This window comes from Bacillus sp. lyk4-R2A-2 (assembly GCF_030209735.1).
Lineage (GTDB): Bacteria > Bacillota > Bacilli > Bacillales > Bacillaceae > Bacillus > Bacillus pumilus.
This window is the reverse complement of sequence record NZ_JARVRK010000005.1, coordinates 55,534-71,335: the sequence shown is the minus strand read 5'-3', so window position 1 is coordinate 71,335 and position 15,802 is coordinate 55,534. Positions and strand designations below refer to the sequence as shown.

Here is a 15,802-nt window from a genome sequence, read left to right as displayed (position 1 = left end):
TTAGTATATCACATTAGATTGTAATTGCCAGTATATAAACGTATATTTTCTAAAAAGGGCTGTTCTTTTCATGAGAAATATAAAAAGCATAAAAAAAGAAGAGTACGTGTATGTACTCTTACTTATCAGTATGTTCCCATTCATTTAATATGTTCTGCAATTGCTTTCTAATAAAAGCAAGATCTTGTGTATTTTCTATCACCCGGTCTGCTTTCTTACATTTTTCCTCAAGAGGCTGCTGAGAGTGAATCCGATTCAGCGCTTCTTCCGCGCTAAGGTCGTTTCGATTCATGAGTCGTGATAGCTGTAATTCTGGTGTTGTATACACCACAATAATGCGGTCGACGAGACTTTCCAGCTGACTCTCAAATAAAAGCGGGATATCCAGGACAACGAATGTTTCTCGGCTGTCGATTCCTTCATCTCGCTGCCTGAGCATTTCCTTTCGCACTTCTGGGTGAACGATCGCATTTAGCTGCTTTCTTTTCTCTTCATTAGAAAAAATAATGGCTCCCAGCTGCTGCCGGTCTAGCTCTCCATTTGGCAGGAGGACACCCTCACCAAAGGTTTGAACGATATGATGAAGGGCGGGTGTTCCTTTGGCGACCGCTTCTTTTGCAATCACATCTGCGTCCACAACCCGGATGCCCTGCTCTTTTATCATCTGCGAGACTGTGCTTTTTCCGCTAGCAATCCCGCCGGTTAATCCAATGACAAGCGTCAATTGATTTCCTCCTTTTACAGCTTCCAAACCCCAATTAATATGAGCAGAAGCCCTGGTAAGCATGCGAGTTTATCGATCCAGCGCCAATTTGCCAAGTAATGACCGGCACGCAGACCGATACATACAAAAAGTGAGCTCATCACTGCGACCGTGATACTCATGACAATTGGAGAAAAGCCTAGTATCGCTGCGCCAATCCCTGCGCCAAATGCATCAATGGATAAAGCAATTCCAAGAAGTACCGCTTCTATTCCATTAATCGTCCCAGATCGGTCAATATCTGCACTTGTTGGCTTTCTTAAAATGTGAATGACAAGCCCAAGCGATTGGACTTCCACATTAAGCAATGTCTTTTCATGAAGAAGCAAATCACGCTCTTTCGCTGGTTTGTAAAATTGATACAGGACCCAAAGACCAATGGCAATTAAGATGCCTCCCCCCAGTTTATCGGTCACTGAGACAGGGAGAAATGTCGTCAGCAAGCTGCCAATCAGCATAGAAATGAGCAGCACAATCCCTGAGCAGCATGCAATAATGACGATGGCTTTAAATGGGATCCTCATTTTGCGGAGACCATACGTAAAGCCTACAGAAAAGCTGTCGATGCTGACTGCAATAGCTAAAAACAGGAGCGAAATCGAAATCATACCTGAACTCTTCCTTTCTGTTCATGCAACGATGATCAAGAGTCTCTAGGCGTTCTTAGACTCTTCTTCACTATATGAAGAGCAGGTGGGCTGTGTGTCAGTCTACACCTTGCTGAAAAATGAATGTTTTTTATCGTATGCATCGCAAAAAGGAAGCATGCTCATGGCTAAGCTTTATTGAGGACGTTTTTGGCAGGTCACACAAAAGTGTGTACCGCGCCCTCCGACTACTGTTTTCTCAATGATGCTTCCGCATGTTTGGCAAGGCTCTCCCCGCCGGTCATATACAAGAAGCTGCAATTGAAATGTGCCAATATCACCTTGTGAGTTGATATAAGAACGAATTGTACTTCCTCCCGCATCTACCGCCACCTGAAGCGTATCGATGATCTGTTTGTGAAGCACTTTGCAGGATTCCAGGCTGAGCTGATTCGCTTTCGTTTCTGGATGAATCCCTGATTTAAACAGGACCTCATCTACGTAAATGTTACCAAGTCCTACGACAATCTTTTGATCAAGCAGTGCTGTTTTGACCACGCGGGTTGTTTTTTTCAATTGCTCCCATAAATACTCAGGAGTAAACTGTTCATCGAATGGTTCATATCCCAGCTGTGATAGCGGGAGTTCTCTTTCCTCTTCACCCGGCTGAAATAAATGCATCGTGCCAAATTTACGCACATCATGGTACCGAAGCTCCGTCCCATCTGTAAACGTAAAGACGACGTGTACGTGTTTATCATAAGGCTCATGCGCTTCATGTACACGGTATTTCCCTTCCATCCTTAAATGGGAGACCATCACATAATGGTCTAAATGAAAGAGGAGGAACTTTCCTCTTCTTTCAATGGTTTGTATGGTTTCTCCTACCAATCTTCTTGCGAACTCTTCCGGCTCCCCAGGACGTTTGATGATGTTTGGCCATTTGATATCGACCGTTTCAATCGTCTTTCCTTCGACTAACCGCTTGAGAGTGCGCCGGACGGTTTCAACTTCTGGTAATTCCGGCATGCTCCTCGCTCCTTTTTCTCTCTATTATTTATTTCGCATCGTACCAAGATGGACCTGAAGCAAAATCAACTTTTAGCGGCACATCAAGCTGAAGTGCATTTTCCATGACTTCAGGAACAATCTTTTCAAGAATGGCGATTTCTTCTTTCGGCGCTTCAAAGATCAATTCATCGTGCACCTGTAATAAAAGATTTGTCTGCAGGTTTTCTTCTTTGAGCCTTCGCGCCATATCAATCATCGCTTTTTTAATAATATCGGCTGCGCTGCCTTGGATCGGTGTGTTCATGGCTGTTCGTTCTGCAAAGCTTTTGATATTAAAATTTCGACTTGTGATATCTGGGATATACCGTCTGCGTTTAAGAAGCGTCGTGACGTAGCCTTTTTGTTTCGCTTCCTGAACGATTTCTTCCATATAGGTTTTCACGCCTTTAAAGCTTGTTAAATAGCGCTCGATAAATGCGGCGGCTTCTTTTCTTGTGATCCCAAGGTTTTGAGAAAGTCCATAGTCGCTGATTCCGTATACAATACCGAAATTTACCGCCTTGGCTTGTCTTCTCATAGCGGAAGTCACTTCTTCTTCTGAGACATGGAACACATCCATCGCTGTTTTCGTGTGAATGTCCATGTCCCTCGTAAATGCTTCGATCAAATTCTCATCTTGTGAAATATGAGCGAGTACACGCAGCTCGATTTGTGAATAGTCAGCTGCAAACATGAGCCAGCCTTCTTTTGAAGGAACGAATGCTTGACGAATCTTCCGTCCTTCTTCTAAACGAATCGGGATGTTTTGAAGGTTTGGATCTGTTGAGCTTAATCTTCCTGTTTGGGTGAGTGCTTGATTAAATCTTGTATGCACTTTATGGGTATCCTTGCGCGTTACTTTCATTAACCCTTCTACATAGGTCGATTGCAGCTTTCCAATTTGTCTGTAGTGCAGAATGGACCGAATGATTTCATGCTTATCTTCAAGCTTTTCGAGCACATCTGCAGACGTTGAATAGCCTGTTTTTGTCTTCTTGATAATCGGGAGACCTAATTTTTCAAAAAGGATGACACCAAGCTGTTTAGGAGAATTGATGTTAAACGTTTCTCCTGCTAAGCGGTGAATCGTTTCTTCATATTCTTTAAGCTTTTTCGTTAATTCTTCACCCATTTTCTCTAGGCGCTTTATATCTACCTTTACTCCAAGAGATTCCATTTCACCTAAGATGAGCGCAAGCGGCAGCTCTAAATCTTCATATAGTTCATGCTGATCATTTTTTTCTAATGCTTCTAGTGTTAAATCATGCAAGGCTGAGATCGCCGCTGCTTTTCGTCCAAGATGTCCTTTCAGTTCATCTTCAGGTGGAATCGCCTGTTTTGCTCCTTTTCCGTATACTTTTTCATCAGAAAGAGCGATATTCAGACCATATTCCTTCGCTACACTTGCGACGTCTTCGTATGATTTCTGCGGGTTGACGACGTAGGAAGCGAGCAGAACATCATTGTCGACACCTTTTAGGTCGACATCATGCCATCTGAGAGCGACAACTGCTCTTTTTGAATCAAAGACCCATTTTTTCTTCGTTTCATCCTGTACCCATTCTTTAAATGCATCTGATTGAAGCGCATCTTCTTTCGTCATAAAGAACGCACCATTTTCATTATGGATCGCAAAACCGATCAAATCCGCTTCGTGATAATTATCTCCAAGCTGTTCTACCACAAGGGCTGCATGATCTGTCAGCATGTCGCCTCCTGCAGCTGTCATTTTTTTCACTTCTAATGCGTCTACTTCAACCTGTTCATCTGTTTCTGGTGCTTCTCCTAGACGCTCTAGCAGGGTTTGAAAGCCTAGTTCTTTATAAAGAGAGATCACTTGATCCATGTGTGGACCTTCGTAGGCAAGATCTTTGCTCGACACATCAATAGGTGCTTCTACGAGAATGGTCGCCAGCTCTTTACTCATGACTGCTTGTTCTTTATATTCTTCAAGCTTTTCTTTGAGCTTTTTCCCGCTCACTTCATCAATATGTTCAAGCAGGTTCTCAACTGTTTCAAACTGCTTTAACAATTTAATGGCTGTTTTTTCACCTACACCTGGGACGCCTGGGATATTATCTGAGGAATCTCCCATCAGCCCTTTCATATCAATGATTTGATCTGGTCGCAGGCCATATTTCTCTTCAATATGAGCAGGTGTGTAGTATTCTACTTCTGTGATGCCTTTTTTCGTAATAGCGACTGTCGTATGATCTGTTGAGAGCTGTGTTAAGTCTTTATCTCCTGAGAAGATTTTGACTTCAAAGCCGTTTTTTTCTGCCTCGACAGCCAACGTACCGATAATATCATCTGCCTCATATTGAGGAAGCTCGTACCTTTTCACCTGATAGGCATCTAATAGTTCACGGATGAATGGCATTTGTTCTGATAGCTCTGGCGGGGTTTTTTGTCTTCCGCCTTTATATTCTTTAAATGTCTCGTGGCGGAAGGTTGTTTTTCCCGCATCAAATGCGACGAGCATATGGGTTGGCTTCTCGTCCTCCAGCATTTTCATTAAAATCATCGCAAAGCCATAAATAGCATTTGTATGTACGCCTTTATCATTTGATAATAGCGGCAAAGCAAAGAAGGCTCGATATGCGAGGCTGTTTCCATCCACTAACACTAATTTCTTTTTGTCTGTCATGTTTTAATCCTCCATCGGCTGAGCATTTCAGCCGTCTCTTTCACACATTGTATCTTCATTTTATCAAAGTTTATTTTGAAAAGAAAATAGTCGAGCCTGCATAAAAAAGGGACGAAAACAACAAGTGTTTTCGTCCTTCCAAAATTGGCTCCTTGGATGAAGGGGTTCCTATTCATCCTATCAATGAATGTTTAACAAAACATGAATTCATTGTAAAGATCATGTAAATTTTAACGTGACTTTCCTTTTTTCTCTATGTCGATTTCAGGCTCACTGTAAAAGTCGTTCCTTTACCTTGTTTGCTGCGGACAGAAATTGTTCCTTCATGCGCTTCCACAAGGTGTTTGACAATGGCAAGGCCAAGACCTGTACCGCCTGAATTCCTGCTTCTATCTTTATCAATTCGATAAAATCTCTCAAATATTCTTGGAATCTCACTTTTCTTCATACCGATCCCTGTATCTGCTACATCAAATTCATAGGCACCTTTTCTCGGTCTTGCTGAGATGGTGACACTTCCTCCCTCTGGTGTATAGGTCAGGGCATTATTAACGAGATTGAGGAAGATTTGCTTTAACCTTAGCGGGTCTGCCATGACATAGACCGGTTCTTTCGGGACACGCACGTGTAATTGAATGCCTTTTTCTGTAGCCTTTTGTTTTAACAGCACTTGAATCTCTTGGATGATTTCTGTCGCATTGGCTTCTTGAATATTCAGCTTGAATTGCTGCTGCTCAATTTTAGAAAGATCAAGTAAGTCTTGAATCAATGTTTCTAGACGGACACTCTCTTTTAAAATGATAGAAAGGAATTCTGTCAGTGCTTCTTTGTCATCAATCGCGCCATCAAGAAGGGTTTCAGAAAATCCTTTAATCGACGTAATCGGTGTTTTTAACTCATGAGACACATTGGCAACAAAGTCTTTTCGCATCTGCTCCAGCTGCTTCGTTTCTGTCACGTCATGAAACACGAGGACAATTCCTTTCCATTCATCGTCTGTACTTAAAATGGGTACACCATCCACTTGGAAGTAGCGGCGTTCAATGTCAACGGCTAGACGTAAAAACTTCCGCACCTTCGTTTCTGTCATGAAAATTTCGTCAATTAATTCGATAATCTCTTCATGGGTAAACGCTTCGTGATACAGCTTGTGCATGTAAATGTGCTTTTGCACCTTAAACTGCTTGCGGAAGGTTCGATTGACGAGGTGGATATACCCCATCTTATCAATCAATATAATCCCCGCTCCAATATTTTCAATGACCGTTTGCAGCCGGTCTCTCTGCATTTCACTAGCACTTGTCATTTCTTGAAGACTTTCTGCCAAACGCTTCATGGAAGTATTCAGTTCACTTGTTTCAATCATCAGCTCTTCATAATTATTCGTATCATAGTTCCCGCGTTCTAGCTGTTTAGCTACCTTTGTCGCATAATCAATTGGTTTCACATATTTCATCGACATGCGGTACCCAAAGAAAACGATAATGATAATTGCCGAGCCAAGACAAAAGGCTAAGGCAAGCCAAAGCTGGCCGTCAATTTCATTTAAAGGCTCGTATGACGCATGGAGAAATAAATAACCCGCCGGTTCGTTTTGTTTTAAGATCGGGACAGCATAATGGAAAAGCGCATCCTTCTCATCGTCAATAACGACCCCTTTTGTTTGGAGACGTTCATTGTTTAGTGTGTTTTGAATGACGGCCTTTTGTTCTGCTTGACCCGTTGTATGTATGATCTTCCCCTTTAAATCCACAATCGACGCATTCATGTCAAAATGCTGCTTTGCCTGATTGAGGACCTCTTTGTTTTGCTTCGCCTTTAAATCATCACCATTCATAGAAGACAGGAGAAAGCTCGATTCCTTTTCCATTCGTTCCGTTAATTTTGTTTCATAGAAAACATGGAACATGTGATCCAGGAAAAGACCAAGTGCCACAAACACAATAAAAAGGAGAAAAATGAGTCCCGAAAACAGACGGGTTCTAATTTTACTCATTTGACTTCGGCTCCTCCAATTTGTAGCCTAAGCCGCGAATCGTTTTAATGTATGTTGGTTTTTTTGTGTTCTTTTCAATTTTGTCCCGCAAGTGACTAATATGGACATCCACAATACGAGTGTCACCTGCAAAGTCATAATTCCAAACGGCACTTAGCAATAAATCACGCGTGAGGACACGTCCTTTATGCTTCGCCAAATAAAGCAGCAGTTCAAATTCTTTTGGCGTCAGCTCTAGACGTTCTTCCTGGAAATAGACTTCGTAGTGTTCTGGTAAAATACGCAGTTCACCAATTTTGATTTGATCTGCAATGATCTCATCCTTCTCCTCTTGCGTGGGGGTAGGCTGAGATTGCTGTGCTCTTCTCAAGATGGCTTTTACCCGAGCACCCACTTCTCTAGGACTGAATGGCTTTGTCATGTAATCATCGGCCCCAAGCTCAAGACCTAGCACCTTATCAAATTCATCGTCCTTTGCTGTCAGCATTAAAATAGGGAACATCATTTTTTGAATTCTCAGTTGTTTGCACACTTCAATGCCGTCCATCTTCGGAAGCATTAAATCTAATACAATGAGATCAGGCTGTTCACTTGCTGCTTTTTCAAGTGCTTCTTCCCCGTCTCTTGCTGTGACGACATCATAGCCCGCTCTTTCGAGGTTATAGCTTAGAAGTGTTACAATCGATTCTTCATCATCCACAACTAATATTTTTTTATTCATGTTGTGCCTCCAATTAGTGATTTCCCCTGCATCCGTTTTTTTGTATCTTATGTGAAAAGCGAGAAGTCATGCTTTCTCTTTCATTTTAACGAAAGCTTAACAAGAGAACAATTTAAAATTTCGACAAGATTTGTTTTGTAAACAAAAAGAAGACTCCTCATCAGAGAAGCCTTCTTTTTTATTCATATTAAGACAATACTTTCATGACATTCTTAACAGATTCAACAGAACGGTCAAGCTGACTTCTTTCTTCTTCTGTCAGCTCAAGCTCGATGATCTGCTCAAGGCCGTTTCCACCTACGATTGTTGGTACACCTAGGTAAATGCCTTCGTAGCCATATTCACCTTCAAGGTAAGCAATCGTCGGCATGACGCGGCGCTGATCTTTAAGGATCGCCTCAACCATTTCAACTAGTGAAGCAGCAGGAGCATAATATGCACTACCGTTACCTAATAGGTTCACGATTTCGCCGCCGCCTTTTCTTGTTCTTTCAACAATTGCATCAATTCGCTCTTTAGGAATCAATGTTTCAAGCGGGATACCGCCTGCATAAGAGTAACGAACAAGAGGAACCATGTCATCGCCATGTCCACCAAGCACAAAGCCCGTCACGTCTTTAACAGATAGGTTTAATTCTTGAGCAACGAACGTACGGAAACGTGCTGTATCAAGAATGCCCGATTGTCCAATGACTTTTTCTTTTGGTAATCCTGATTCTTTATAAACTGCATACGTCATTGCATCAACAGGGTTTGTTAATACAACAATGATTGTTTCTGGAGAATATTTAACGATTTCGCGTGTCACACTGCGCATGATTTTTTCATTTGTTGACACGAGATCGTCACGGCTCATTCCCGGCTTTCTTGCAATTCCCGCCGTAATGACCACGACATCAGAACCGGCTGTATCTTCGTAGTTAGAAGTTCCTGTAATGTTTGCATCGAAGCCTTGAACAGGACTTGCTTCCAGCATATCAAGTGCTTTCCCTTTTGTTGGGTTCTCAAGCTGCGGGATATCGACTAATACGACGTCCGCTAATTCTTTTTGAGCCGTTAGAAATGCTGTAGTTGCTCCAGTAAAGCCTGCTCCGATAACAGATACTTTTTTACGCTTGTTTGCCATTTCCTTTTTCCCCTTTAACTTTAAAGTTTAAGAATCAAGACAAGTTTTTGATGAGCTCGTCAGCAAACTCAGAACATTTCACTTCTGTTGCGCCATCCATTAATCTAGCAAAATCGTAAGTGACGACTTTTGATGCAATTGTATTTTCAACAGATTGAATCACTAGATCAGCTGCTTCCTGCCAGCCAAGGTGCTCAAGTAAAAGCACGCCTGATAGAAGAACAGAAGATGGGTTCACTTTATCAAGACCAGCATATTTTGGTGCTGTTCCGTGAGTCGCTTCAAAAATAGCGTGTCCTGTTTCGTAGTTGATGTTCGCACCTGGTGCGATACCAATTCCACCTACTTGTGCTGCAAGAGCATCAGAGATGTAATCTCCGTTTAAGTTCATTGTTGCCACAACATCGAACTCAGCTGGACGAGTTAGGATTTGTTGAAGGAAAATATCTGCAATGCTGTCTTTGACAATAATTTTGCCAGCAGCTTCTGCTTCACTTTGCGCTTTATTTGCCGCATCTTTTCCATCTTGTTCTACAATACGATCATATTGTGCCCATGTAAAGACCTTGTCGCCAAACTCTTTTTCAGCCACTTCGTAGCCCCAGTTTTTGAAGGCACCTTCTGTGAATTTCATGATGTTTCCTTTGTGAACAAGTGTCACAGACTTACGGCCTTGGTCGATTGCATATTGGATAGCCGCTCTGACAAGGCGAGAAGTTCCTTCTTCAGAAACTGGCTTGATTCCGATACCTGATGTTTCTGGGAAACGGATTTTGTTTACACCTAATTCGTTTTTCAAGAAGTCAATTAACTTCTTCACTTCGTCTGATCCTTGTGCATACTCGATACCAGCATAGATATCTTCTGTATTCTCACGGAAGATGACCATATCTGTGTCTTCTGGACGTTTCACAGGAGACGGTACGCCTTTGAACCAGCGAACTGGACGTAAGCATGTGAATAGATCAAGCTCTTGTCTAAGTGCCACGTTTAATGAACGGATTCCTCCGCCGATTGGTGTTGTCAGTGGTCCTTTGATTGCGATTAAGTATTCACGAATGTCTTCAAGTGTTTGCTCAGGAAGCCATTCTCCAGTTTTATTGTAAGCTTTCTCACCTGCATATACTTCTTTCCAAGTGATTTGCTTTTCACCTTTATATGCTTTTTCTACAGCGGCTTCAAGTACTCTTGATGCTGCTTTCCAAATGTCAGGACCGATTCCGTCCCCTTCGATAAACGGGATGATTGGATTATTTGGTACATTCAATACGCCGCCAGTAACTGTAATTTTTTCGCCTTGTGACAATGATATTACCTCCCAGGTTATGTAGTGAATATTTGAAACTTCTTGGCTTGATGTCTGCAAGCGAAGAAGTTTTTCACGTGATTCGTTTTTTGTTGATCTAGAGGCTGATTGGCCTTCGTGAGGATCAGCCCCCGCTTATTCTATAAACATTAGTCTCTTTCACTGATCGGAACAAACGTTTGAAGATCAGGTCCAATGTAGTCAGCTCTTGGACGGATGAGACGATTGTTGTCATACTGCTCTAAAATGTGAGCAATCCATCCAGAGAATCGGCTGATCACGAAAATTGGTGTAAACAAGTCATGATCAATCCCAAGACTGTGATATACAGATGCAGAATAAAAATCAACATTTGGTGGAAGATTTTTCTCTGATGTCACGATTTCCTCTGCGCGAACAGACATTTCATACCATTTCGGCTCGCCAGTCAGGTTTGTTAAACGCTGGCTCATTTCTTTTAGATGCTTTGCACGCGGGTCACCTTGACGGTATACGCGGTGGCCAAAGCCCATAATTTTTTCTTTCTTCTCTAGCTTACCATGAATATAGGAATCTACGTTTTCAACTTCGCCAATTTCTGAAAGCATCTTCATCACGCCTTCGTTGGCTCCGCCATGAAGTGGTCCTTTCAGCGCACCGATAGCCGCTGTTACACCAGAGTAGATATCTGATAGTGTAGCAACACATACACGCGCTGTAAATGTCGATGCGTTTAATTCATGATCCGCATGTAGAATGAGTGCCTTATCAATTGCCTCAATTTCTACTGGTGACGGCTCTTCGCCATTTAGCATATACAAGAAGTTCGCAGCATAGCTGTATTCTTCTTTTGGCTGTACAGGCTCAAGTCCCTTACGAATGCGTGAAAACGCAGCGACTAGTCCAGAAATTTTCGCCTGTAAGCGAATGGCTTTTCTGTAATTTGCTTCTTTGTCCATAATCTCTGATTCGTCATCAAGTAATCCTAGTAAGGATACCGCTGTACGAATCGCAGACATTGGATGAACCCCATCCAGCGAATACGATTTAAAGTGCTCAATGATTTCTTGCGGAATGTGAGCATTTTCGTTGAGCTGCTGTTTTAACTCACTCAGCTCTTGCTCATTCGGCAGCTTTAAGTGCCATAACAGGTAGACAATTTCTTCGAATGTAGCTTTTTCAGTTAAATCATCGATATTGTACCCTACATAAGTAAGAGTATCATCAATAATTGAGCTTACGGATGAAGTTGTTGCCACGATACCTTCAAGACCTCTTGTTGCTGTCATGTTCAATCTCCCCTTTTTAAAAAGATTCCCCTTCGTTGCAGAATTCTCGCTTTTTGAAAGCGCTATCCAATCCGAATAAGTCGGCAGGTTCAGAAAAGAAAATGCTTACATTTACCTATACGGTTAGAGCGCTTTTAGCCTCATATCTCTTGTGTGATCAATGAGTTCAAAATTAAGCCTATTCCCATTATAAACAATAATCAGACATTTGTTAAATGTTTAACTATAATTTTTTTTGATATTTTTTTTTCCAGTCTTCCATATCAGGCATGGAATAAAGGGATTTTGCTTCTTTTATTATATTTAATTATGTTTTTTTGCAAAAGCTCACGCAAGAAAAAAATAAAAAAGAAAGTGGCATGAACCACTCTCTTTTCAACCGCTGAAAAATTTCATAGCCTGCATCGCCAAATAAGCAATTCCTGCTCCGATCAGCGGACCGACAGCTACCCCTTTAAATAAGCTGACTGCCAAAATCGTCCCGAACACAAGTGCTGCCGTGATATGCGGATCATTTTCGAGTAGCACAATACCGTTTTTTGCGATTAATGCTACTAATATACCCGCTCCAAGTGCAATCCAAGCATAAGAGGATTTCATGGCTTCTCCAAGCTGCTTAAATCCAATGTCACCAGTTGCAATAGGAACAAGCACAGCAATTGTAATGACGGTGACCCCCCAATTGATGCCCTTCGACTGAAGAACTGGGAAAATTTTTTGATCCAAACCAATCAGCTTAATCCCAATGAGCACAGAAACCGCTAAAATTAATGAATTGTTTTTTGCAATAAGTGCAATAACGAGTAAAAGAACCAAAAATAAATTTGCTTGAGTAAACATACGCCGCCCCTTCCTTTCTTTTTATTGCGACCTTTTCATATTACTAATCTTTTTGAATAAAATGAAGTATCGGACATGCTTGTTTTTTGGAGGGGATTGTGTGAATCACACCTATATGGCCATTTTTCTACGAAGTTTGATGATGATCAGCATTGCTGTTTTTGCGGTTGTCTTTTTATATCAGTCTTTTCCTTTTTTATATCCTTTTTGGATTGCACTTATTGTATCCTGCCTGATTCACCCTGCTGTATGCAAAATAGAAGAGATCACCGGAATGCCGAGAGGATTTGTTGTCGTCATTGTACTACTGCTCTTTTTAGTAGTAGCAGCCGGTTTCATCACACTCTTAGTAGCAGAAATCATTTCAGGAAGTGCTTATTTGGCAAAGGTTCTGCCTGGTCACCTTGATCGTATGATTGGGATTGTGGAACAGTTTTTTACAGATAAGATCCTGCCTTTGTACCATGATGTAACCGCCCAATTTAATACACTTCAAGCTGGTCAAAAGGAATCGATTTTGGGACAAATCCAAGCGCTAGGCGATGAAGCTGCCGCAAAAATAGGGACTTTTCTTTCAAAAACACTCGAGCTCATCCCGGCTTTTTTAGGTCTTTTGCCTGATGCAGCCGCAACCCTTTTGTTTTCTGCGCTGGCGACTTTTTTTATCACGAAAGATTGGTTTACATTAAAAAAATATGGCTCTCGTATCTTTCCCGCAAAATGGATGCAGCATACACGAGCCATTTTATCTGAAATCAAAAAAGCCATTACCGGTTTTATGAAGGCGCAGCTTTTGCTTGTTGCGATGACCATCGGCCTTGTCATCATTGGACTGATCATCTTAAAAGTCGAGCACGCCCTTGTCATTGCTTTATGTATTGGGTTTGTCGATTTACTTCCTTATATCGGGAGCGGCACCGTTTTTCTGCCGTGGATCATTTACTCCGCCATGACAGGAAACCTTTCACTCGCCATCGGGCTCGGCATTTTGTATATTGTCGTGCTCATTCAAAGACAAATATCAGAGCCAAAAGTCTTAAGCAAATCCATTGGGCTTAATCCTTTAGCCACGCTTGTGGCGCTATTTGTCGGGTTAAAATGGTTGGGTTTCCTCGGACTCGTCATTGGCCCTGCTTCCCTTGTCGTGTGGCAAGCATTTCGTAATGCAGGTGTTTTCAGGGATATCTATCAGTACATTCGGTACGGCATTCAAAAGTAAAAGAGACCTTCAGTTCAAGGTCTCTTTAGCGAATAATTGTATAGCGACTGCGATTAGACATGTTTCTGAGCCAGCGTTCAAAAAGCGGCTTGATTTGCTTTCTCGTCATCGGAATGAGCAGCAGCGCACCGATGATATCTGATAAGAAGCCGGGAATGAGTAGCAGCAGACCGCCGATTAGAATGCAAAAACCATCGACAATCGCTACCCCTGGCATTTTGCCATATTGTAAATCTCTTTGCACTTTTTGAAAAGCTTCGATTCCTTGTTTTCTTGCAAAATAAGCACCTAATGCACTCGTGAGTACGATCATCAGCATCGTTGGCAAAATGCCAATGATTTTACTTGATATTAAAAATAAACTGATTTCCACGGCAGGGAACAGAATCAATAATAGTAGCAAATATTTTTTCAAGCCATATCACCTCATGGGGTACCTTTCACCCGAAAGCTGTTTTACTTTTTTAGTGTAACATAAAAAAAGAGAGGAGTCAGACAACTCCCCTCGTGGGTATCAATTAAAGGACGCTTGCACGGCCTTTGTAGATCGCTCCGCGTGCCGGATCTACTGTAATCTCTTCGCCTTCTTTTAGCAGTGTTGTTGCACCATCAAGACCTACAATCACTGGAATGCCAAGGCTAAGTCCAACGACTGCTGCATGGCTTGTTAGTCCGCCTTCTTCAGTGATCAGGGCAGATGCTTTTTCTAAAGCACCCATCATATCACGGTCTGTACAGTTTGCAACAAGAATTGCACCATCATACATTTTTTCCTCTGCTTCTTTTCCGCTTTGCGCAATGACAACCGGTCCAAATGCAGATTTACGGCCAATTCCTTGACCTTTCGCAATGATGTCACCGACAACATAAACTTTCATTAAGTTTGTTGTACCTGTTTCACCAACTGGCACACCAGCTGTAATAACGATTAAATCGCCATGTCTCACGTAGCCTGTTTCAATCGATTTCTCGACTGCATTCTCAAGCATTTCATCAGTAGACGTCGTTTTTGAGCCGCTCTTTGCAAATACACCGAATACAAGAGATAGCTTTCTCGCAACTGATTCGTTTGCTGTAACTGCTACGATTGGTGCTTTTGGTCTATATTTTGAAATCATTCTTGCTGTATGACCGCTTTCCGTAGGTGTCACAATCGCTGCAACGTCAAGCTTCATCGCTGTATGTGCAACAGATTGACCGATGGCATCTGTAATGCTGACATCTACTTCTTCGCTTCTGCGAGAAAGAATGGCTTTATAGTTGAGTGCATCTTCTGAACGTGATGCAATGTTATGCATCGTTTGTACAGCTTCTACTGGATATGTTCCTGCTGCTGTTTCACCAGAAAGCATAATCGCATCTGTGCCATCAAAAATGGCATTTGCCACGTCACTTGCTTCCGCACGAGTTGGACGAGGATTACGTTGCATGCTATCAAGCATTTGGGTCGCTGTAATGACTGGTTTGCCTAAGCGATTGCATTTTTTGATCAGCATTTTTTGAACAAGTGGTACTTCTTCTGCCGGGATCTCTACACCAAGATCTCCACGTGCAACCATCAAACCGTCTGATACCTCAAGGATTTCATCGATGTTATCAACACCCTCTTGGTTTTCAATCTTAGGAATGATTTGAATGTCAGCCGCGTTATTCTTTTCAAGAAGCTCACGAATTTCAAGAACATCAGAAGCTCGTCTCACAAAAGAAGCTGCGATGAAATCGACGCCTTGTTCAACTCCGAACAGAATATCATTGGCATCCTTTTCTGTAATACCTGGCAGGTTCACACTTACACCTGGTACGTTTACACCTTTTTTGTTTTTGAGCGTGCCTGTATTCATGACCTTTGTGACGATTTCTTTGCGGTCCATGTTAATTTCTTTCACTTCTAAACCAATAAGACCATCATCTAATAGAATCGTTGAGCCTACTTCTACATCATGAATTAACTCTTCATACGTCACACTAATTTTTTCCGTATTTCCAACAATGTCTTCCATACTTACGATAAGATCTGCACCAGCGACTAGCTCAATTGAGCCGTTTTCAACTGTACGTGTACGGATCTCTGGACCTTTTGTATCAAGAAGGATCGCAATGTCCTTGCCTAATGTTTTACCTGCTTTACGAATGTTTTCGATGCGTGCACCATGCTCTTCAAAATCTCCATGAGAGAAGTTTAGTCTGGCTACATTCATTCCTGCTTCAATCAATTCAGTCAGCTTTTCAATAGTTTCACTTGCTGGACCGATTGTACAAACGATTTTTGTCTTTCTCAT

General features: G+C 41.9%; 13 protein-coding genes. 1 reads left to right on the top strand and 12 read right to left on the bottom strand.

All coding sequences use genetic code 11. The annotated features are described in order from the left end of the window. Positions 1-118: 118 nt before the first annotated feature. The 10 genes from coaE to QRN39_RS07115 all read right to left on the bottom strand — a co-directional run bounded on the left by coaE (position 119) and on the right by QRN39_RS07115 (position 12,304). A complete protein-coding gene (coaE, locus tag QRN39_RS07160) occupies positions 119-724 on the bottom strand; it encodes a dephospho-CoA kinase (RefSeq protein ID WP_050943596.1) in 606 nt (201 codons plus the stop codon). Positions 725-738: 14 nt separating this feature from the next. Beyond that, positions 739-1,371 (bottom strand): sporulation membrane protein YtaF, encoded by a 633-nt coding sequence (ytaF, locus tag QRN39_RS07155; RefSeq protein WP_003216274.1) that lies wholly within the window; start codon positions 1,369-1,371, stop codon positions 739-741. 174 nt (positions 1,372-1,545) lie between these two features. Further along, positions 1,546-2,379 carry a DNA-formamidopyrimidine glycosylase gene (mutM, locus tag QRN39_RS07150; RefSeq protein WP_003216358.1) on the bottom strand — a complete coding sequence of 278 codons (834 nt, stop codon included), beginning with the start codon at positions 2,377-2,379 and terminating at the stop codon, positions 1,546-1,548. 28 nt (positions 2,380-2,407) lie between these two features. Continuing rightward, entirely contained in the window at positions 2,408-5,047 is a 2,640-nt protein-coding gene (gene polA, locus QRN39_RS07145) for a DNA polymerase I (protein WP_050943594.1), read from the bottom strand. Between the two features lie 253 nt (positions 5,048-5,300). After that, positions 5,301-7,043, bottom strand: coding sequence for a two-component system histidine kinase PnpS (gene pnpS / locus QRN39_RS07140; protein WP_284906657.1), 1,743 nt, complete (start codon positions 7,041-7,043; stop codon positions 5,301-5,303). Then, positions 7,036-7,764: a response regulator transcription factor gene (locus QRN39_RS07135; RefSeq protein ID WP_003216596.1), complete on the bottom strand. Its 729-nt coding sequence runs from the start codon at positions 7,762-7,764 to the stop codon at positions 7,036-7,038. Before QRN39_RS07135 ends, pnpS begins: the two co-directional genes overlap by 8 nt. Before the next feature lie 187 nt (positions 7,765-7,951). Continuing rightward, positions 7,952-8,890 (bottom strand): malate dehydrogenase, encoded by a 939-nt coding sequence (gene mdh / locus QRN39_RS07130; protein ID WP_003216833.1) that lies wholly within the window; start codon positions 8,888-8,890, stop codon positions 7,952-7,954. Positions 8,891-8,924: 34 nt separating this feature from the next. Then, positions 8,925-10,196 (bottom strand): NADP-dependent isocitrate dehydrogenase, encoded by a 1,272-nt coding sequence (icd, locus tag QRN39_RS07125; protein WP_003216780.1) that lies wholly within the window; start codon positions 10,194-10,196, stop codon positions 8,925-8,927. 149 nt (positions 10,197-10,345) lie between these two features. After that, positions 10,346-11,464, bottom strand: a complete 1,119-nt coding sequence (gene citZ / locus QRN39_RS07120) for a citrate synthase (RefSeq protein ID WP_008346063.1) — start codon at positions 11,462-11,464, stop codon at positions 10,346-10,348. 375 nt (positions 11,465-11,839) lie between these two features. Beyond that, a complete protein-coding gene (locus QRN39_RS07115) occupies positions 11,840-12,304 on the bottom strand; it encodes a DUF441 domain-containing protein (RefSeq protein ID WP_284906656.1) in 465 nt (154 codons plus the stop codon). A gap of 100 nt (positions 12,305-12,404) precedes the next feature. Here QRN39_RS07115 and ytvI point away from each other — a divergent pair, with 100 nt between their 5' ends. Beyond that, positions 12,405-13,523: a sporulation integral membrane protein YtvI gene (gene ytvI, locus QRN39_RS07110; protein WP_268459544.1), complete on the top strand. Its 1,119-nt coding sequence runs from the start codon at positions 12,405-12,407 to the stop codon at positions 13,521-13,523. Between the two features lie 25 nt (positions 13,524-13,548). Here ytvI and QRN39_RS07105 read toward each other — a convergent pair whose 3' ends face one another. Together QRN39_RS07105 and pyk are read right to left on the bottom strand one after the other, a co-directional pair. Next, positions 13,549-13,938 carry an FxsA family protein gene (locus QRN39_RS07105; protein WP_003216718.1) on the bottom strand — a complete coding sequence of 130 codons (390 nt, stop codon included), beginning with the start codon at positions 13,936-13,938 and terminating at the stop codon, positions 13,549-13,551. Between the two features lie 103 nt (positions 13,939-14,041). Beyond that, entirely contained in the window at positions 14,042-15,802 is a 1,761-nt protein-coding gene (gene pyk, locus QRN39_RS07100; protein WP_050943588.1) for a pyruvate kinase, read from the bottom strand.